Genomic DNA, 18,377 nt, shown 5'->3' on the forward strand with positions numbered 1-18,377 from the left:
GCTTCACGCGGTGGTCGCCGGGCTTCTCGCCCAGGCTCTCTACGAACTCGTCCGTGGAGGCAAAGATGTTATCCCAGCTAAAGAAGGCGACCGGATCGACGTCGAAGTACTCGCAGATGAGTTCGCAGCCGGCCGGGACGATACCGTGCATCAGGACGGTCGCCACGCGCAGCTCGGTAAAGGCATCAACCAGGGCCTGCGTCATCGCTGCGTTTGCTTCGTCGCCCTCGAGCTTGTTGGCGGCCTTGGAGGCGTCGCTCCAGCGCTTGTTGGCGGCGCGCAGGTAGTCGTCGCACACGGCAAGCGCGCGGTGCGTCTCGAACTTGTACATGGCCTGCTCAAAGGCAAGAGCTGCCTGCTCGGCAGCCTCGACCACGGCGGCAGAGGCGGCACCGGCGGGGATGCAGCCGTTGCGATAGGGGCTCTCGTCGCCTTCCTTGACGGCGACGCCGTAGAAGCAGCTGCGGGCCAGACGGTTGAATACGCCGGTCAAAAGGGCGCTCTCCTTAAGGGCCGGATCGATAACGCGCTTGTCGTCGCAGGCGCGCACCTCGTTGCCGTCCTTGTCCTTGCCGGTCACACGCGTGTCGTATGCCTTGGGGCTAAAGCTCACCGGCTTTTCGGACAGGCCGAGCGACAGCCAGTGCGCGCGCATCTGCTCGCAGGTGTAGTGGTTGAGTAGGTCGTCTGCCGGCGGGGGAGGCGTCTGCGAGGACGAGCTGGCCTTTTTGCCCATGTAGAGCAGGTGGTAGCAGGCGCTGACGGTGCTCTGCGTGAGGTCCCAGCCCAGGGCCTCCCACATGGCGGTCTGCGCGATGCAGTAGAAGTAGATGTTGTCCTGACCGATAAACTGGTAGATCTGTGCGTCGTCCGAGCACCACCAGTCGCGCCAGTCGAGCGAGCTGTGCTGGTAGGTGGGCGCGGGCACCTGTGTGGAGTCGGCAGCGGGCTCGCCCATGAGGGCGGCATCCTGGGCGGCGACGCCCTCGGTCACGCCGGCGGCCTTGGCATCGCGCGCGAGCACGGTACGCGTATAGCTGATGGGCGCCCACAGGCTCTCTGGCCAGCACCAGCAGGTGACGTCGGAAACGCCGTCGACCTGGGGCACCGGAACGCCCCAGTCGATGTTGCCGGTGATGCGGAAAGGCACGAGCGCTTTGCCGCTGCGGAAGCGCACGCCGCCGTTGGCGAGCACCGCATGGGCGTCGTCGCGCTCCTTCCAGCTGGGGAAGGTGACGGTAAAGCTGCTCTTGTTTCCCTCGGGCTCCAGCACGGTGTGCTCGGGCAGCTGGTCCTCGACGGCATCGAAGGCCTCGCGGAACTTGTTCTGGATGTAGAGCTGCGCCGGCAGCAGCCACTCTTCCATGGTCTTGGAGACCACGGAACGAACCTGCGGGTTCTGGGCGAGCTTGGCGGTGTAGGTCTTCATAAAGTCGAGGTAGGCCGGCAGGTCGAAGTAGAGGTTGTCGACCGGGCGCAGCTCGGGCACCTCGCCGGTGAGCTGGCTCTTGGGTGCGATGAGCTCCTCGGGCTCAAACTGGTGACCCAGGTCGCACTCGTCGGCATAAGCCTTCTCGGACTTGCAGCCCTGGATGGGGCAGCGGCCGATCACTTGGCGGCCGTTGAGGAACGTGCCGGCCTTGGCGTCGTAGAACTGCAGCGTGGAGCGCTTGGAGATGGTGCCCTGCTCATGCAGGCGCTCGATAATCTCGGCGGTCACTTCGTTGTGAATCTGCGCAGCCGGCTCAAGGCCCGAGCCGCCGTAGATATCGCAGCTGATGTTGTAGTTGTTGAGGGTCGCGGCCTGGCGGGAGTGATTGGACTCGACGTACTCGTTAATGGACTTGTCGTAGCCCTCGTTCTCCTTGAGCTTGCGGTAGCTCTCCATGATGGGCGAGCCGTAGCAGTCGGTGCCCGAGGTGAAGATGACGTTCTCGCGGCCCAGACGGTCGCGCAGGAAGCGGGCGAAGAAGTCGGCAGGGACAAAGACGCCGCCGACGTGGCCAAAGTGAAGGCCCTTGTTGCCGTAGGGCTCGCCGGCGGTAACGATGGCGCGGCGAGGCCAGCTGGGACGGTCGTTCATGGAGTATTTGGATGCCATGGGACTCCTTCGCATATGGTGAGAGCGCGGCCGGGCGCAAGGCCTGGCGACGCGGTGGTCAATTCGTGCATATCGTTCGACATTATCGCACATGCGGACGGGTACGTGGCAGGGGCGCTATCCTAAGATGCTATGAATGAGATTTCCAACATACATGCGTTTGAAGACGAGGATTTTCTGCACGCTTGCTTTGTGTGGGGGATGGTCGTAGTCGGCGTGTTTGCCGTGTGCTTGGTGCCGGTGTTTATGTTGCTGGGTGGGCCTGCAGACTTGGATGCGGCTGACGCGGGCGGCTGGATGGCTGTCGTGGGCTGGATAGTCGGCTTGGCTGCGATCTCAATGGCGTCGTTCGCCGTGCACGAGCTGGTGCACGGTGTGTTTTTTAAGCTGCTGGCGCCTGCGGGCGCGAAGGTGACCTTTGGGGCGAATCGCGAGACGGCGATGATCTATGCCTGCGCCGAGGGCGTTGTGTATTCGCGCCGGCGGTACATGGCGGTTTGCCTGGCGCCGACGGTTGTTGTGACGGCGGCGCTTGCCCTGGGGTTTGCGTTTTCGGGCTATCCGCTGCTGTGCTACCTGGCGGCCGGCTTGCATTTGTCGGGCTGTGTGGGCGACTGGTATTACGTGCGGACCATTTTGCGCGACCGCCGCATTGTCGCCTGCGAGGATACGTCCTTTGGCGTGCGCTTTTTCGGGTGAGGAGATGTCGATGAAGCCGTTGTTGCTGCATGCGTGCTGTGCGCCGTGCTCTCTTGAGCCGGTCCGCCTGCTGCGCGAGGAAGGGTTTGAGCCCACAATCTGCTGGACAAACCCCAATATTCAGCCGCACGATGAATGGCAGCGGCGTTTGGACGAGCTGCGCCGGTGGTGTGCCGATGGCGACATCGAGCTTATCGAGGCGGGGGAGGACCGGGAGCGCTGGGAGGCCGGCGTGGCCCCGCTGGGCGCCGATCGAGCCCGTCGCTGTCGCTCATGCTATGCCCTGCGTCTGGCCGAGGCGTGCCGTGTGGCCCAGGAGCGCGGGTTTGAGTTTGTGGGCACGACGCTCGCCGTCTCGCCGTACCAGTTGTTCGAAACCTGCAATGATGTGTTGGAGCGTCTGGCTGCTGCCCGCGGTCTCACTCCGGTGATTCGCGATTTTCGCACGTATTACCCCGAGGCGACACGTCGTTCGCGCGAGCTGGGCATGTATCGGCAGAACTACTGCGGCTGCCGTTTCTCGGCCGTCGAGGCGGCCATGGACCGCGCCCGCATCCGCGACGAGCGCAAAGCCGCCAAAAAGTAGTTCACTTGGGACGTCAGCCTGCTAGGATGTAGAGCGGACTTTAGCTATATAAGGAGAATCCGACGTGTCTATGCGTACCGATGATTTTGACTATAACCTGCCCGAAGAGCTCATCGCCCAGGCGCCTGCCGAGCCGCGCGACTCCTGCCGCCTGCTGGTGGTTGATCGCAAAGGCTCCGAGACAGGAACGCCGTTAGGGCATGGCGGCACCGTCGAGCACCGCATCTTCCGTGACATCATCGACTATATCGAGCCGGGCGACGTGCTCGTCATCAACCAGACGCGCGTGATGCCGGCCCGTCTTATCGGTCGCAAGACGGGCTCGGGCGGCGTGGTCGAGACGTTGCTGCTCAAGCGCCGCGAGGATGTTGACCCGCTGGGCCATGTTTGGGAGTGCTTGGTCAAGCCGGGTAAGCGCCTGAAGCCCGGTGCTCATATTGAGTATCGCGCCGGTGGCGCCCATGCGCCCGAGGGGGCTCCCGTGGTGCTGACGGCCGAGGTTGTCGACTTTGTCACCGATAGCCGCGGCGGCCGCCTGGTACGCTTTGAGCCGGCCGGTTGCAATGCCGCCGGCGAGCCGCGCACGCTCGACGAGGCCATCCATGCTGCCGGCCACGTGCCGCTGCCGCCCTACATTACCGATTACGAGGGCGATCCCGAGAAGTACCAGACCGTCTACGCCATGAAGGAGGAGCACTCGGCCGCTGCTCCCACGGCGGGTCTGCATTTTACTCCCGAGCTCATGGCTGCCATCGAGGCCAAGGGTGCCAAGTTTGCCGCCGTCGAGCTCGAGGTGGGTATCGATACCTTCCGTCTGGTGGAGGAGGACGACCCCGCGCAGCACGTGATGCACACCGAGCGCTACCACGTGTCGCAGGAGGTTGTCGACGCCGTGCATAAGGCGAAGGCCGAGGGCCATCGTGTGATCGCCGTCGGCACTACCGCAGTGCGCTCGCTCGAGAGCGCGTTTGACGCGGACGCGCCGGTGTCCGATCCGGCTGTGACGGCGCGCTATTTTGAGGGCCGCGAGGACGGGGCCGACACGCTCGGCCGCGGCGACATCGTGGTGCGCGAGAACGCGACAACGCAGCTCTACCTTATGCCCGGCTCGACCTATCACGTGGTCGACGCGCTGATCACGAACTTCCACGTGCCGCGCTCCACGCTCATGATGCTCGTAAGCGCACTTGCCACCCGCGACCAGATCATGGATGCCTACGCCGCTGCTATCGAAGAACGCTACCGCTTCTTCAGCTTTGGTGACGCCATGCTCATCTTGTAGGTTACGGCGTTTTACAAACGCCGTAACCGGTCGACGCTGCGCGGGCCGCATTTGGACAATCTGACGTTCAACTTCAAGGGCGCGACCAGAAGGTCAGCGCCCTTTCGTTTCACGTCACCTTGCCTCAAATGCGACCCGCTCGCTGTCGTTGCCAAAACACCGGCATTTCTTTGGTTGTCAACAAAACATCGGTGTAGTCATTGGGGACGTTCTTAAACGACTACCTTGCATCAATCTAAATAAGTTGCGGTGAGATAGTTCTTGAATTGGCCTTTTTGGGCTAAACAGGAACTATCTCACCGCAACTGCGTTGAGCGTTTTTTTGGCGGCTGGTTTACTTGCTCGCGAACAGCCAGACTAGGATGATCACCAGGATTGCGGCGACGATGCAGACGATGGCGCCGGTGAATTTGATGCGTGAGTCGCGGGTGCGCTCGCGCACCGCGTCCTCGGTGGCCTCGAGCTGGGCGACTTCTCGCTCGGTCTCGGCGTGTTCGGCTTTGTCTCGGGCCAAGGATCCTGCAAGCGACTCAGTGATCTCTGGATGGTCATGTACCTCGGTCGCCTGCTCGATGATCGACTGTGCATGTGCGGCATCTGCTTGGGCGTTGGCGATGCTTTGCTCTTGGTCGCGGCGTGCCTTGTCCTCGGCGGCGATCTTCTCGCGCAGTTCGCGCTGGCGCGTCGTGGCGGCAGTTTTCGCCGTCTGCAGCTCGTCGCGCGCGGCATCAGCCTCAGTCGTCACGGCTTGGTGCGCGCGTTTGGCTTCGGCAGTGGGGGCTTGAGCCTGCTCGACGGCCTGCTCGGCTGCGGCAAGCGAGTGCTCAAGGTCGGCGGTGATGCGCGGGACATCTTCTTCGGCTTTACGCAGGGCATCTGCCGTGTCGGAGATCTGCATCGAGAGCTCGCTGGTGCGCACCGTATAGTTGGCGGGATTTGCCGAGGGATTGCGTTGCAGCTCGGCATACTCATGACGCAGCGTCTCGAGCTGGGCGCGCGTGGCGTCGACGGTTTGTTGTGCGGCGGCAATGCCGGCGTCTCGCTCGGCCTGCACCTTGTCGCGGATGCGCTTGGAATCCTCAAGACGTCGAACGAGGCGGTTGCCGGTCTCGCGCGAGCTTGCCTCGCGGGCCTCCACGGCGTCGAGCGCGGCCTTCAGGCGGAGCTCGGTCGCGTCATCCTCTGTCTTCATTTGTTCGAGCTGACTCTTGAGCTCTGTCGCTTTGGCGGCGTGGGCATCACGGTCAATCTCGGCTGCCGCAGCGGTCTTTTGCGCTGTGGCGATCGCCTGACGCTGGTCGGCGACGATCTGGTCGTAGCGGCCTGCGATATCCTGGCGCGTCTCGAGCTCCTCGGCCTGATCGACAATGCGCTGCTCAAGTTCGGCCAGGTGGGCGCGGGCATCGGCAAGTGCCTTTTTCGCGGCGTTCATCTCGCGCATGGCCGAGGCGCCCTGGGCAATAAAGGTGCCCACGGCGTTCGCGGTGTTCGAGACAGCGGTCCCCAGATCGCGGTTCGCGTCGGGGGAGTGCGGGGCGATCGGGCGAGCGGTGTCGACAGCGTCCGCATCGGCAGCCTGCGGCGCGGCGATATTGCCGGTACCGCCCTCGACCACAGAAAAGCCCGCTGCGTGCGGATCGACCGCATCGGCGCCAATCGTGGGGTGCTCGAGCTGCAGAAACGAGGGCATGGTGCTGCCCTGGTCGGCAACGGGGGTCTCGCCGGGTACAAAGGTCGAGGCCGCCTCGGCGGCCTCCTCTTCCTCGGCATCAATATCGGCATCGGCCACGGCGTCTTTCATCGCTTTGACGGCATCCATCATGGAGTCCATGACGGCATCGAGCTCTTCTTCCGAAGACACCTCGATGGGGCCCGCTGCTTGCGGGGCGGGGTCCGTGTCAGGTTCGGCATCGCTCGGCTCCGGCTGCTCGCTTTCATCATGCTCGACAGTATCGTCTGTGTCTGTTGCCTTATCCGCACCGGCGTGCGCATCTGCGGTGGCGGGCGCATCGGTGGAGGCGTCGACGCAGGTAGGAGTATCGCAGTCGTCGACGGCGTCTTCGGAATGATCAATATGCTGCTGAGTCTGGGGGTCCAGCTCGTCTGTCATAGGCATGTGCTCCTCATCGTTGTTTGTCACCCTATGATAAAGTCTCGCGCCGACATCCCACGCGCTGCAGCAAAGTTTCAAAACGTGTTCGATGGCTCGATCTGATAACGATAACTCGGCCGCTTTATCCAGTTTGTACTTGACAATCCCTTCGCCGAACGACGTGGTGCCGTTCGCCTACCGCGGTCTTTTATTTTCGCTTGAACACGCTAAAGTTGCATCTCAGCTTTTGGCGCGTGAAGTTGGATACGCGCAGTCGGCGGGCGTGCCCGTCGCGATTTGAAAGGACTTTGTATGGGACTTTTCACTGGTAAGACCGTGATCGTCACCGGCGGCGGCAAGGCCACGCTCAAGGACGGCTCCGCTGGCTCCATCGGCTACGGCATCGATATCGCTTTTGCCAAGGAGGGCGCGAACCTCGTCATCACCGGCCGCAACGTCGCCAAGCTCGAGGCCGCCAAGGAGTCTCTCGAGGCTGAGTACGGCGTCAAGGTTCTGCCTGTTCAGGCCGATGTTTCTGCCGGTCAGGACAACGAGGCCGTCGTACAGAACGTTATCGACAAGGCGATTGAGGAGTTCGGCCGCATCGACGCCGTCGTCAACAACGCCCAGGCCAGCGCCTCGGGCGTGACCATCGCCGACCACACTATGGACCAGTTTAACCTGGCCATTTACTCTGGCCTGTATGCCACCTACCTGTACATGCAGAAGGCCTATCCGCACCTGAAGGAGACCAAGGGCTCCGTGGTCAACTTTGCTTCGGGCGCCGGCCTGTTTGGCAACTACGGCCAGTGCAGCTACGCCGCCGCCAAGGAAGGCATCCGCGGCTTGACCCGCGTCGCCGCCAACGAGTGGGGCAAGGACGGCATCAACGTCAACATCGTGTGCCCGCTTGCCTGGACTGCTGCGCTCGAGAACTTCCAGGATGCCTATCCCGAGGCGTTCAAGGCCAACGTTCACATGCCGCCGGCGGGCCACTACGGCGACGTCGAGAAGGAGATCGGCCGCGTGGTCGTTCAGCTTTGCGGCCCCGACTTTAAGTATATGAACGGCGAGACCGTCACCCTCGAGGGTGGCATGGGCCAGCGTCCGTAGGGGTTACGCGGTTTTACCAAACCGCGTAACGGCTCGACGCTGCGCGGTCACCAGAGCGACAACTTGTCATTCAAAGAGGGTGGCATGACCAGAAGGTCTATGCCGCCCTCTTTTCATGCCAATTTGTTCGCTCTGGCGACCGCTCGCTGACGTTGCCAGGGCATCGGCGTTTGCGTTGCTGACGAAAAGTAGTCGTTGGGGACGTTCTTAAATGACTAGTCGAAGGGGACAGTCTTGTCGGCACTTGGGGACGGTCCCTAAGTGCCGGCAGATTGGGACACTCCTTTGCAAGATGGCGCTGAAGGCTGTCCCCAACAACTAGTCGTTTAAGAACGTCCCCAACGGCTAGTTGTTTAATGCGCCAGTTTCTGTCGAGTCGGTGCTCCTTGCGGGTTGCCCGTATAATGGTTTGCGTATGAGCCGCAACCAAGGAGTTCCAGTTTATGGACCAGAACCTTTTTAAATTCGACCTGATCGCCGAGGACCCGACGACGCACGCGCGTGCCGGCGTGCTGCACACCCCGCATGGCGACATCGAGACGCCGATCTTTATGCCCGTGGGCACCAAGGCAAACGTCAAGGGCATCCCCACCGAGACCGTCAAGCAGCTCGGTGCGCAGATCGTGCTCGCCAACACCTACCACCTGTCCATGCGTCCCGGCGAGGACACCATCGCTGAGCTGGGCGGACTGCACAAATTTATGAACTGGCATGGCCCCATTCTTACCGACTCGGGCGGCTTCCAGGTGTTCAGCCACAACGACGCCGTCAAGCTCACCGACGAGGGCGTACGCTTTATCGTCAACGACTACGACGGTCGCCACGTGTTCTGGACGCCCGAGGACAACATGGAAATCGCCATGAAGCTCGGCTCCGACATCTGCATGCAGCTGGACCAGTGCCCGGGCTATCCCGCCACGCGCGCCTACGTTGAGCGCGCCGTTGAGCTGTCGAGTATGTGGGCCGAGCGCTGCTACAAGGCTCACACCCGCGATGACCAGGCACTTTTCGGCATCGTTCAGGGTGGCATGCATCTGGACTTGCGCCTGCGCTCGCTGCGCCATCTGGAGGAGTGCGGTGACTTCCCCGGCTACGGCATCGGCGGCTACTCGGTGGGCGAGGACCACGAGACCATGTTCGAGACCCTGGCGCCGCTGGCTTCCGAGTACATGCCCAAGCACAAGCCGCGCTACCTGATGGGCGTCGGCAACCCCACCACCCTCGTGCGCGGTGTGGGCGTGGGCATCGACATGTTCGACTGCGTGCTGCCGACGCGCACCGGCCGCATGGGCACGGCGTTCTCCAGCGAGGGTCGCCTTAACTTCCGCAACGCGCGTTTTGCGCACGACGACGGTCCCATCGATCCCACCTGCACCTGCCCGGTGTGCACGGGCGGCTACAGCCGCGCGCTCATCCGTCACATGGTCACGCAGAAGGAGATGCTCGGCGGTATTCTGCTGTCGATGCACAACATCTACTACCTGCTCAACCTTATGCAGCGTGCCCGTCAGGCCATTATCGAGGGCCGCTACGGTGCGTTCGTGAGCGACTGGATGAACAGCCCCGCGGCGGTGGATTACTAAGGACGGCGCGGACGCTTGCGGAGCGCGGGCAACGGCAAAGGCCAAGCGGCGATCGGTCGTCGCGTTCGCTAACATGGTCTGCAAGACCGCTGACCGATGTCTTGCAAGCGCTTGATGCATCGTGGGTACCATACCGAATGGTTGATGTTCGGGCGGGTGTTTGACGCATGGCGTCGACCCCGCCCGTTTCTGTTTTCGATAGGAGTACCCATGATTAAGAATGAGAACGTCGAGGGCGAGCCCGCCTACGACGAGACGTACCGCCGCGGCCCCGTGGTCATGCGCGGCCCCATGATTCCTAAGGACAACACCTACGCCAATCTGCTGGCGCCCGAGGACTCGACCGACTGGCTGCATACCGATCCCTGGCGCGTGCTGCGCATTCAGGCCGAGTTTGTCGATGGCTTCGGCGCGCTTGCCGAGCTCGGGCCCGCGGTGACCATCTTCGGTAGTGCCCGCACGCCCAAGACCGATCCGCTCTACAAGGCGGCGCGCACGGTCGGCCGCAAAATCGCCCAGCGCGGCGTCGCGGTTATCACCGGCGGCGGCCCTGGCATCATGGAGGCGGCCAACAGGGGAGCGGCGAGCGCCAACGGCAAGTCGGTCGGTTTGGGTATCGAACTACCGCACGAGCAGGGGCTCAACAAATACGTGAACCTGGGTATGGACTTCCGCTACTTCTTTGTGCGCAAGACCATGTTCGTCAAATACAGCTCGGGCGCCATCGTGTTTCCCGGAGGTTTTGGTACGCTCGACGAGATGTTCGAGGTGCTCACGCTGGTGCAGACGCACAAGGTCAAGCGCATGCCGCTCGTGCTGGTAGGCAGCGAGTACTGGCAGGGCCTGTTCGACTGGCTCAACGGCCCGGTGATGGATGCCGGTATGATCAGCCCGCTCGATCCCGAGCTCGTACACATCACCGACGACCTCAACGAAGCCGTCGACATTGCCCTGAGTGGGCTGATGTAGGGCAATCGTGCCCACCGCGATATGAATATATATAGCAATCTGATGCTATCTAACGTCAGTTTGCCATTTATATTGGGTATACTGATGCAAAAGACGAGGGCGAGGAGGTCGCGTATGTCTACTGCAACGGTTAAGCCTACGACGGTTCGCATCGAAGAGGGGCTCAAGGAGCAGGCGACTGAGTTCTTGGATTCGGTCGGCCTCAGCCTCAATTCCTATCTGAATCTTGCCGTTCGGCAGCTTGTAAATCAGCGAAAGATTCCTTTTGAGATCGTAGGAAGGGCGGAAGTGCCCAACGAAGCGACGAGGCGTGCCATGGTAATCGCCGAGGCTCATGAGTTGGGGATTTTGCCGGACGATAGCCCGTCATTCAACGACGCTGATGAGCTTATGTCGTTCCTCGATGAGGACTAGCGATGTTTGAGATTAAAGTCGAGGCTCAGTTTAAGGCGGATTACAAACGGACGATGCGCATCCATCCGCAGCTAAAGAGTGAGTTTAAAGCGGCGGTTGCAGAGCTTGTGGCCCATGGGTCGCTTCCAGCGGAGTACGGCGCCCACGAGCTCTCAAACCCGGGCGGAAACTACAACGGCCACATCGATTTCCACCTATCCGATGGCTTGGTCGATGTGGTCGTTCTTTATCTTCCCCATAAGACTAACCCAGTGATTAGGCTGGTGAGAATGGGCACTCATCAGGAGCTGTTTCAGGGCCCGCTGGGCTGATCGCCGATTTCTAGGTTGCGGTGGAATAGGGATTGATTTGCGGCTGATAAGCCAAAAATAGTCCCTATTCCACCGCAAGCGGTAAAGGTGCCCCTAGTGGATGGGCTGGTAGCGGGGGCAGTAGCTGATGGCGATGGCGTCGACGCCTACATGGGTGGCGATGGTGCAGCCGATGGGGCCGGTGCCGGCGTCTACATAGTCTTGGCCTGCGAGCGCTTGGCTGACGAGCTCCTGCTCCTCGGCGGCGCCGGTCGTGAGCACGCGCACGCTGGAGCCCGGATGCTCAGCCAAAAATGCGAGGCAATCGGCCATGGTGTTGGTAACGATGCGCTTGGCACCGCGGCCCTTTTTTATGGCCTTGATCTCGCCCGATTTCCACTCCGGCGAAACGGCCAGGCGAATGTTGAGCATTTGCGTGAGCTGGCCGGCGAGCTTGGGCGCACGGCCGTTCTTGACCAGGTTCTCGAGTGTGCGCGGAATCAGCAGCAGGTGGGCGTCGGGCAGCGTCGCGCGGATCTGAGCCTCGGTCTCGTCCAGGCTGCGGCCGTCCTCGCGCATGGCGAGCGCGTACTCCACCAGCAGGCCCTCGGCGCCCGAGCCGGTGCGCGAATCGATGCAGCGCACGTCGAGCTCGTGGGTATCGGCCACCTGGCACGCGTTGGCGTAGCAGGCGGACCACTCGCTGCACAGCGAGATAAAGATGGCGCTGTCGTGGCCGTCGGCGCGCACGCGGTCAAAGAGTGCCTTGAACTCGCCGGCGCTCGGCTGCGAGGTGTGCGGCAGCTGCTCGGAGCCAGCCATGCGCGCGACGTACTCCTGGGCGGTAATCTGCACCTGGTCGAGCAGGTCCTCGCCCTCGATAATCACATGCAGCGGAATCACGTAAATGCCGAGCTCTTGAGCACGGGCGGGGGAGATGTCCGACGTGGAGTCGGTTATGATGGCAAAAGACATAATTGCACCTTTCGTTGGGGCGCGACGGCGCCGCCTTCTGAGAGCAAAGTGCGACAAGTATAGTGGAGTCGTTCCACATTTCTAGGTTCAATTGTTGAATAGTCAACAGTTTGAAGTGTCGGTGTGGAAATCGTCAACTGGGGAAGAGGGATGCCGATGGAGGCACTGGAGATATGCAGGCGGCCGGTCGTGCTGTTTGATTTCGATGGCACGGTGGCCGATACGGGTCGGGCGGTGATGACCTCGACGCGCAAGACGCTGGCTACGCGCGGGTTTTCGGAGGCGCAGATGGGTGATCTGCGCCGCATGATCGGGCCGCCCCTGTGGAAGAGCTTTCACGACTTTTACGGCTTTTCCCGCGAGGAGTCGCTTGTGGTGGCCGATGAGTATCGCGTCTTTTTTGATGAGCTGGGACCGGAGGAGTATCCCGTGTTTGACGGGATCCCCGAGCTGCTGGATGGGTTAGCCGCCCGGGGCAAGCGTATGGCCGTGGCGACGTCGCGCATGGAGGCAAAGTGCATCGACATGGTGCGTGAGCTCGGGCTTTCTCAGTTTGAGGCGGTGGTTGGCATGAATCCGCCGCAGGGTCGCGAGACCAAGGCCGATTCGGTCCGCGATGCTCTGGCGGCGCTCGGCGCGACGGCCGACGTTGCCGTGATGATCGGCGATCGCTTTAACGATGTGGAGGGCGCGCACGCGATGGGCGTGCCGTGCATTGGCATCTATTCGGGCGCGGCGGCGCCGGGCGAGCACGAGGCGGCGGGTGCCGATGCAGTGGTGCACTCGGTGGCCGAGCTTGCTAAACTTTTCGCTATATAAGTACTTGATGTGAGGGGCGGGCGTACCCGTCGCTCATTGGTAAGGAGGCAGTCCATGAATCAGGTGGAGCAGAGCGTCGCTGAGTATGTCGACGAGGTCTGGGAAGATGTCGTCGCCGATATCGAACAACTGGTGAGCTATCCGTCCGTGGCCGTTGCTGCCGATGCGGAGCCTAGCGCGCCGTTTGGCCGCCCGGTTCGTGATGCGCTCGATTGCGCGCTCGGCATTGCGCAAAAGCTCGGCTACCAGACGAGCGACGACGAGGGCTATGTGGGCATTGCCGATATCCCGGGTCGCGGCGACAAGCAGCTCGCGACCATCTGCCACGTGGACGTGGTGCCCGCCGGCCCCGGCTGGAACACCGACCCGTTTGCGATGGAGCGTCGCGAGGGATGGCTGCTCGGCCGTGGCGTGATTGATGACAAGGGTCCGGCGGTGTTGTCGCTCTACGCCGGTGCCTACCTGCTCAAGCACGGCATTGTGCCGCGCTATACCTTCCGCGCGCTGCTGGGCTGCGATGAGGAAGTGGGCATGTCCGACGTTCACCATTATCTGGAGAACCACGCAGACCCCGACTTTTTGTTTACGCCCGATGCCGAGTTCCCGGTCTGCAATGCCGAGAAGGGCCAGTTTGGGGCGACGTTTGTGAGCCCCAAGATCGATGGAGGGCGCATCGTATCGTGGAGCGGTGCCGAGGCGAGCAACGCCATTCCGTCGCAGTCTATCTGCGAGCTTGCGATTGCCGCCGATGAACTGCCGGCGCCCATTGAGAACGCCGACCGCCTGGAGATCACGGCGCTCGAGAACGGCCATGCCCAGATTTTCGCGCACGGTATCGGTGGCCATGCTTCGATGCCCGAGGGGACGATCAACGCCGTCGGCCTGATCGTGACGTACCTGCGCGAGGCCGAGGACGCGTTTGGTGCCCGTGACGAGCGCCTGCTGACGCCTGCCGAGCACGAGTTCGTCAAGTTCCTGGCCTTTGTACATGCAGACGCCTATGGCCGCGGCTTGGGTATCGATGCGACGAGCTCGGCGTTTGGCCCGCTTACCTGCAACGCTGGCGTCATCCGCGTGGCGGATGGCCATATTGAGCAGGTCATCGACGTGCGCTTCCCCGACAGCACGAGTGCCGATACCATCCGCGAGCAGCTCGACCCGCTCGTGGGCCGTTTTGGCGTGACGTGCCAGCTGGGTCGCGCGAAGGTGCCGTTCTCGGTCTCTGCCGACGATCCGGCCGTGAAAGCGCTGATTGATACCTATAACGAGTTTACGGGTAAGCATGCCGAGCCCTTTGCCATGGGCGGCGGCACGTACGCGCGCAACTTTGCCCGCGCCGTGTCATTTGGCCCCGAGGAGACCGGCCTGGAGTTGCCCGCATGGGGCGGCCAGATGCATGGCCCCAACGAGTGCGCCAACGAGGAACAGCTCAAGCAAGCGCTCAAGATCTATATTGTTGCGATCTTAAGGCTCAACGAGCTCGAGCTTTAAGGTTGCGGCGTTTTGCCAATCTAAGTTGCGGTGGAATAGTTCCTAGAATCGGCTGCCTAACAGCCAAACAGGAACTATTTCACCGCAACTTTGCTTTTATTGGTGTAAAAGGTGCGCCATATTTGGCGCTGGATTGTTATTCGTTTGTAAAGCCCTGCCGCGCTTGCGGTAAGGGTTTATCAAATGCCCGTAAGAAACCGCAGTTGGCGCGGGTGCTGCCCGGTCGGGGTCGTATCTTTCCAAACAGCAAAGCGGGCAGGGTGCCCGCGATTCGCATGTACGAAAGGAAGATCATGCTCGATCAGGCTTATTCTCGTCGTCAGTTCCTCGGCCTCGCTGGTGGTCTTGCCAGCATCGTCGGTCTCGGTCTCGTTGGCTGCGGTGGCGCAGGCGCATCCGACGCCGCCGACAAGGGTAGCGCCGCTGCTGCCGAGTCCGTCTCCGGCGAGGTGACCTACGACGGTGCCTCCTCGTTCCAGGCTCTCGTCGAGGCCGCTGCCGAGAAGTTCATGGATGCCAACCCCGACGTCTCCGTCTCCGGCTCGGGCAACGGTTCGGGCAAAGGTCTGACCGCTGTTGCCGCCGGCACCGTCACCATCGGTAACTCCGACGTCTTCGCCGAGACCAAGCTCGAGGCCGACCAGGTCAAGAACCTCGTCGACCACGAGGTCGCCGTCGTGGGCATGGGTCCCGTCGTCTCTAAGAACGTGAAGGTCGACGACCTGTCCCTCGAGCAGCTCAAGGGCATCTTCTCCGGCCAGATCACCAACTGGAAGGAGGTCGGCGGCGACGACGCCAAGATCGTCGTTCTCAACCGCAAGGCCGGTTCCGGTACCCGCGCCACCTTCGAGGCTGCCGTCTTTGGCGACGAGGCAGTCGACTTTAAGGGCGACGCCGAGCTCGACAAGTCCGGCGACGTCCAGACTCAGATGGGCAGTACCGACAACGCCATCTCCTACCTCGACTTCTCGCACTTCGATGACTCCAAGTTCAACGCCATCAAGGTCGAGGGCGTCGAGCCCAAGAGCGCAAACGTCACCGACGACTCCTTCAAGATCTGGGCTACCGAGCACATGTACTGCTCCAAGGACGCCGACGAGGCCACCACGGCCTTCCTGGAGTTCATGCTTTCCGACGACGTCCAGGGCAAGCTCGTCGAGGAGCAGGGCTTTATCCCCGTCTCTGCCATGAAGGTCGTCAAGGACGCCAGCGGCAAGGTCTCTGCTAAATAAGTAATCGCCCCCGGAAAGGTTTGCAATGGCAAAACAGCTGCCAAAGCGCGACCTTGAGAACGTGGGCCTGAGCGTCACGGGCGCGTGCGTAGCGCTCGTGACGCTTGTCGTTGCCGCGCTCATCTTTATGGTCGCCCAAAAGGGCCTCTCGGCTTTTATCAAGGACGGCGTCTCGGTCGTCGAGTTCTTTACCGGCACCAAGTGGGACCTGGCCAACACGGCCGAAAACGGCCTGCCTTATACCGGCGCCCTGCCCCTGATCGTCACCTCGTTTGCAGTCATGGTGCTCTCCACGCTCATCGCGCTGCCCATCGCCATCGGCTCTGCCATCTTTGCGGTCGAGATCCAGCCTAAGTTTGGTTCCAAGATCTTTCAGCCGCTTATTGAGCTTTTGACCGGCATTCCCTCGGTCGTCTTTGGCTTGATCGGCTTTCACGTGGTTGTCGGCCTTATGAAGAGTGTTTTCCATGTGAGCACGGGCCTGGGCATCTTGCCCGGCGCCATCGTGCTGGCGGTCATGATTCTGCCGACGATGACCACGCTTTCGGTCGATGGCCTGCGCACCGTGCCCGACGGCTACCGACAGGGCTCGCTCGCGCTGGGCTACACCCGCTGGCAGACCATCTGGCACGTGGTGCTCAAGTCCGCCATGCCGTCGCTCATGACCGCGGTTATCTTGGGCATGACCCGCGCCTTTGGCGAGACGCTCGCCGTGCGCATGGTCATCGGCGGCATCGAGGCCATGCCGACGTCGCTGCTGTCGCCGGCTTCGACCATCACCACCACGCTCACCACGTCCATGGCGGTCTACGCCGAGGGCTCGGCCCAGGACGACGTCCTGTGGGCACTCGGTCTGCTGCTGATGGGCATGAGCCTCATCTTCATCCTGATCATCCATCTCATTGGCCGCAAGGGGGCGAAGGCTCGTGGCTAGCACGCGCATCCACATCGACGAGGCGAGGCTCGGGCGTGTCCAAAAGCAGGATCGCATCGCCACGGGCGTGCTGACGGCGATCGTCGCCATCGTCATGCTCATCGTCATCTCCATGGTGGCCTATATCCTGTTCGAGGGCATCTCGACGCTGTTCCAGCCGGGCTTTCTCACAGAGCCGTCGCGCGCCAACGGAACGCAGGGCGGCGTGCTCTACCAGCTGTTCGACTCGTTCTACCTGCTGCTGATCACTCTGATCATCTCGGTGCCCATCAGCCTAGGCGGAGCGGTCTTCCTGGTTGAGTACGCGCCGAACGGCCCTATCCGCGACATCGCCTCTACCGCCATCGAGACGCTGTCCTCGCTGCCTTCCATCGTCGTCGGCATGTTTGGCTTCCTGGTGTTCTCGGTGCAGCTGGGCTGGAAGTACTCCATCATCTCCGGCGCCGTCGCGCTCACCATGTTCAATATCCCCATTCTGGTGCGCGTGATTCAGCAGGCGCTCGAGGACGTGCCACAGGCCCAGCGCGATGCATGCCTGGCCATGGGCCTTACCCGCTGGGAGGCCACGCTGCACATCCTGATTCCCGAGGCCATGCCCGCCATCGTGACCGGCATCGTGCTTTCGGCCGGCCGCGTCTTTGGCGAGGCCGCGGCGCTGCTCTTTACCTCGGGCATGAGCTCGCCGGTGCGTCTGAACTTCTTGAGCTTTAACCTGTCGAGCCCCACCTGCGCCTGGAACGTGTTCCGCCCCGGTGAGTCGCTCGCCGTGCACATCTACAAGATCTATGGCGAGGGCAGCCCCGAGGCCCAGCAGATCGTTTGGGGCACCGCGGCGCTGCTGATGATTTGCGTGCTGCTGTTTAACGTAGTCGCCCGTATCGTGGGCAAACAACTGGCAAGGAAGATGACGGCCGAATGAGCGAGATAAATGCAACGCCCGCAACTGAGGCGGCATCGTCCGAGACCCAGGACTTTTTGTCGAGCGTGGGGGAGAGCGAGAAGCGCGTGCGCGCGAGCGGCAAGGCCGTGAGCGACGAGGTCGTGCTCTCCACCAAGGACGTCAACGTGTACTATGGCGACCACCATGCACTGCACAATACGTCGCTCGACTTTCACAAGGGCGAGATCACGGCGCTCATCGGGCCTTCGGGCTGCGGTAAGTCGACCTTCTTGCGTAGCCTCAACCTCATGAATCGCGAGATTCGCGGCTGCCGCGTGGAGGGCGAGATCAACTATCGCGGGCGCAACGTGAACACCAAGACCGAAAACACCTACGAGCTGCGCCGTTCCATTGGCATGGTGTTCCAGCAGCCCAACCCGTTCCGCAAGTCCATTCGCGACAACATCACGTTTGCGCCTAAGCGCCACGGCATCACCGACCGCGACGAGCTCGACCGCATGGTCGAGGAAAGCCTGCGCGGCGCGGCGCTTTGGGACGAGGTCAAAGACAAGCTCGACAAGAGCGCCTACGCGCTTTCGGGCGGCCAGCAGCAGCGTCTGTGCATCGCGCGCACGCTGGCGCTCAACCCCGACGTGATTCTGTTCGACGAGCCCTGCTCGGCGCTCGACCCCATCTCGACGCTGGCGATCGAGGACCTTATGTCGTCGATCGTGGCCGACCGCGCCATCGTTATCGTGACGCACAACATGGAGCAGGCGTCGCGCGTGTCCAACCGCACGGCGTTCTTCTACATGGGCGATATGGTCGAGTACGACGAGACTGACGAGATTTTCCAACGGCCCAAGGATAAGCGGCTGAATGATTACCTCACCGGCATGTTCTCCTAGTCCGGGACA

Annotated in this window: 18 protein-coding genes; 15 read left to right on the forward strand and 3 right to left on the reverse strand. The window is 62.1% G+C overall.

Annotated features, from left to right (window positions below; genetic code table 11):
- On the reverse strand, positions 1-2,101 hold a 2,101-nt coding region (locus AB5758_RS04705), incomplete at its 3' end, for a class I tRNA ligase family protein (protein WP_368155410.1).
- A gap of 132 nt (positions 2,102-2,233) precedes the next feature.
- Between AB5758_RS04705 and AB5758_RS04710 the strand changes: the two genes are divergently transcribed.
- The 3 genes from AB5758_RS04710 to queA all read left to right on the forward strand — a co-directional run bounded on the left by AB5758_RS04710 (position 2,234) and on the right by queA (position 4,668).
- The gene (locus AB5758_RS04710; protein ID WP_138375224.1) at positions 2,234-2,800 is read left to right on the forward strand and encodes a DUF3267 domain-containing protein; all 567 of its coding nucleotides are present in this window, start codon (positions 2,234-2,236) and stop codon (positions 2,798-2,800) included.
- A gap of 10 nt (positions 2,801-2,810) precedes the next feature.
- The gene (locus AB5758_RS04715; protein ID WP_138375223.1) at positions 2,811-3,386 is read left to right on the forward strand and encodes an epoxyqueuosine reductase QueH; all 576 of its coding nucleotides are present in this window, start codon (positions 2,811-2,813) and stop codon (positions 3,384-3,386) included.
- 70 nt (positions 3,387-3,456) lie between these two features.
- A complete protein-coding gene (gene queA, locus AB5758_RS04720) occupies positions 3,457-4,668 on the forward strand; it encodes a tRNA preQ1(34) S-adenosylmethionine ribosyltransferase-isomerase QueA (protein WP_368141881.1) in 1,212 nt (403 codons plus the stop codon).
- Positions 4,669-5,002: 334 nt separating this feature from the next.
- On the opposite strand, the gene AB5758_RS04725 is transcribed toward queA, so the two are convergent.
- On the reverse strand, positions 5,003-6,778 hold the full coding sequence (locus AB5758_RS04725; RefSeq protein WP_368141878.1) for a coiled-coil domain-containing protein: 1,776 nt from the start codon (positions 6,776-6,778) through the stop codon (positions 5,003-5,005).
- A 91-nt stretch (positions 6,779-6,869) separates the two neighbouring features.
- Between AB5758_RS04725 and AB5758_RS04730 the strand changes: the two genes are divergently transcribed.
- The 6 genes from AB5758_RS04730 (at position 6,870) to AB5758_RS04755 (ending at position 11,150) form a co-directional block, all read left to right on the forward strand.
- The gene (locus tag AB5758_RS04730) at positions 6,870-7,061 is read left to right on the forward strand and encodes a hypothetical protein (RefSeq protein WP_368155411.1); all 192 of its coding nucleotides are present in this window, start codon (positions 6,870-6,872) and stop codon (positions 7,059-7,061) included.
- Between the two features lie 11 nt (positions 7,062-7,072).
- Positions 7,073-7,873 (forward strand): SDR family NAD(P)-dependent oxidoreductase, encoded by an 801-nt coding sequence (locus AB5758_RS04735; RefSeq protein ID WP_006235414.1) that lies wholly within the window; start codon positions 7,073-7,075, stop codon positions 7,871-7,873.
- Positions 7,874-8,316: 443 nt separating this feature from the next.
- Positions 8,317-9,456 carry a tRNA guanosine(34) transglycosylase Tgt gene (gene tgt / locus AB5758_RS04740; RefSeq protein WP_138374899.1) on the forward strand — a complete coding sequence of 380 codons (1,140 nt, stop codon included), beginning with the start codon at positions 8,317-8,319 and terminating at the stop codon, positions 9,454-9,456.
- A 210-nt stretch (positions 9,457-9,666) separates the two neighbouring features.
- Positions 9,667-10,425 (forward strand): TIGR00730 family Rossman fold protein, encoded by a 759-nt coding sequence (locus tag AB5758_RS04745; RefSeq protein ID WP_368141854.1) that lies wholly within the window; start codon positions 9,667-9,669, stop codon positions 10,423-10,425.
- 114 nt (positions 10,426-10,539) lie between these two features.
- Complete coding sequence (locus AB5758_RS04750) at positions 10,540-10,839, forward strand: type II toxin-antitoxin system RelB/DinJ family antitoxin (RefSeq protein ID WP_117747007.1); 300 nt, start codon at positions 10,540-10,542, stop codon at positions 10,837-10,839.
- A gap of 2 nt (positions 10,840-10,841) precedes the next feature.
- On the forward strand, positions 10,842-11,150 hold the full coding sequence (locus AB5758_RS04755; protein ID WP_138374901.1) for a type II toxin-antitoxin system RelE/ParE family toxin: 309 nt from the start codon (positions 10,842-10,844) through the stop codon (positions 11,148-11,150).
- Between the two features lie 93 nt (positions 11,151-11,243).
- Here AB5758_RS04755 and AB5758_RS04760 read toward each other — a convergent pair whose 3' ends face one another.
- Complete coding sequence (locus AB5758_RS04760) at positions 11,244-12,104, reverse strand: DegV family protein (RefSeq protein WP_195246612.1); 861 nt, start codon at positions 12,102-12,104, stop codon at positions 11,244-11,246.
- A gap of 123 nt (positions 12,105-12,227) precedes the next feature.
- Between AB5758_RS04760 and AB5758_RS04765 the strand changes: the two genes are divergently transcribed.
- The 6 genes from AB5758_RS04765 to pstB all read left to right on the forward strand — a co-directional run bounded on the left by AB5758_RS04765 (position 12,228) and on the right by pstB (position 18,368).
- Positions 12,228-12,923 carry an HAD hydrolase-like protein gene (locus AB5758_RS04765; protein WP_368141856.1) on the forward strand — a complete coding sequence of 232 codons (696 nt, stop codon included), beginning with the start codon at positions 12,228-12,230 and terminating at the stop codon, positions 12,921-12,923.
- A gap of 54 nt (positions 12,924-12,977) precedes the next feature.
- The gene (locus AB5758_RS04770; RefSeq protein WP_138374904.1) at positions 12,978-14,414 is read left to right on the forward strand and encodes a M20 family metallopeptidase; all 1,437 of its coding nucleotides are present in this window, start codon (positions 12,978-12,980) and stop codon (positions 14,412-14,414) included.
- 275 nt (positions 14,415-14,689) lie between these two features.
- Complete coding sequence (locus AB5758_RS04775; protein ID WP_229030421.1) at positions 14,690-15,646, forward strand: phosphate ABC transporter substrate-binding protein; 957 nt, start codon at positions 14,690-14,692, stop codon at positions 15,644-15,646.
- Between the two features lie 25 nt (positions 15,647-15,671).
- The gene (gene pstC, locus AB5758_RS04780; RefSeq protein WP_368141220.1) at positions 15,672-16,580 is read left to right on the forward strand and encodes a phosphate ABC transporter permease subunit PstC; all 909 of its coding nucleotides are present in this window, start codon (positions 15,672-15,674) and stop codon (positions 16,578-16,580) included.
- Entirely contained in the window at positions 16,573-17,499 is a 927-nt protein-coding gene (gene pstA, locus AB5758_RS04785; protein WP_171021525.1) for a phosphate ABC transporter permease PstA, read from the forward strand. The genes pstC and pstA overlap by 8 nt, the downstream gene beginning before the upstream one ends.
- Positions 17,496-18,368: a phosphate ABC transporter ATP-binding protein PstB gene (pstB, locus tag AB5758_RS04790; protein ID WP_199409513.1), complete on the forward strand. Its 873-nt coding sequence runs from the start codon at positions 17,496-17,498 to the stop codon at positions 18,366-18,368. The genes pstA and pstB overlap by 4 nt, the downstream gene beginning before the upstream one ends.
- Positions 18,369-18,377 lie beyond the last annotated feature (9 nt).

It is taken from the genome of Collinsella aerofaciens (assembly GCF_040926405.1).
Classification (GTDB): Bacteria; Actinomycetota; Coriobacteriia; order Coriobacteriales; family Coriobacteriaceae; genus Collinsella.

Excerpts from the sequence above, each read along its gene's own strand:
- AB5758_RS04755 (WP_138374901.1), top strand. The coding sequence starts at position 10,842 with ATGTTTGAGATTAAAGTCGAGGCTCAGTTTAAGGCGGATTACAAACGG.
- AB5758_RS04710 (WP_138375224.1), top strand. The coding sequence starts at position 2,234 with ATGAATGAGATTTCCAACATACATGCGTTTGAAGACGAGGATTTTCTG.
- pstB (WP_199409513.1), top strand. The coding sequence starts at position 17,496 with ATGAGCGAGATAAATGCAACGCCCGCAACTGAGGCGGCATCGTCCGAG.
- AB5758_RS04715 (WP_138375223.1), top strand. The coding sequence starts at position 2,811 with ATGAAGCCGTTGTTGCTGCATGCGTGCTGTGCGCCGTGCTCTCTTGAG.
- AB5758_RS04745 (WP_368141854.1), top strand. The coding sequence starts at position 9,667 with ATGATTAAGAATGAGAACGTCGAGGGCGAGCCCGCCTACGACGAGACG.
- AB5758_RS04730 (WP_368155411.1), top strand. The coding sequence starts at position 6,870 with ATGGCTCGATCTGATAACGATAACTCGGCCGCTTTATCCAGTTTGTAC.
- pstC (WP_368141220.1), top strand. The coding sequence starts at position 15,672 with ATGGCAAAACAGCTGCCAAAGCGCGACCTTGAGAACGTGGGCCTGAGC.
- AB5758_RS04770 (WP_138374904.1), top strand. The coding sequence starts at position 12,978 with ATGAATCAGGTGGAGCAGAGCGTCGCTGAGTATGTCGACGAGGTCTGG.
- AB5758_RS04760 (WP_195246612.1), bottom strand. The coding sequence starts at position 12,104 with ATGTCTTTTGCCATCATAACCGACTCCACGTCGGACATCTCCCCCGCC.
- AB5758_RS04750 (WP_117747007.1), top strand. The coding sequence starts at position 10,540 with ATGTCTACTGCAACGGTTAAGCCTACGACGGTTCGCATCGAAGAGGGG.
- tgt (WP_138374899.1), top strand. The coding sequence starts at position 8,317 with ATGGACCAGAACCTTTTTAAATTCGACCTGATCGCCGAGGACCCGACG.
- AB5758_RS04775 (WP_229030421.1), top strand. The coding sequence starts at position 14,690 with ATGTACGAAAGGAAGATCATGCTCGATCAGGCTTATTCTCGTCGTCAG.
- queA (WP_368141881.1), top strand. The coding sequence starts at position 3,457 with ATGCGTACCGATGATTTTGACTATAACCTGCCCGAAGAGCTCATCGCC.
- AB5758_RS04725 (WP_368141878.1), bottom strand. The coding sequence starts at position 6,778 with ATGACAGACGAGCTGGACCCCCAGACTCAGCAGCATATTGATCATTCC.
- AB5758_RS04735 (WP_006235414.1), top strand. The coding sequence starts at position 7,073 with ATGGGACTTTTCACTGGTAAGACCGTGATCGTCACCGGCGGCGGCAAG.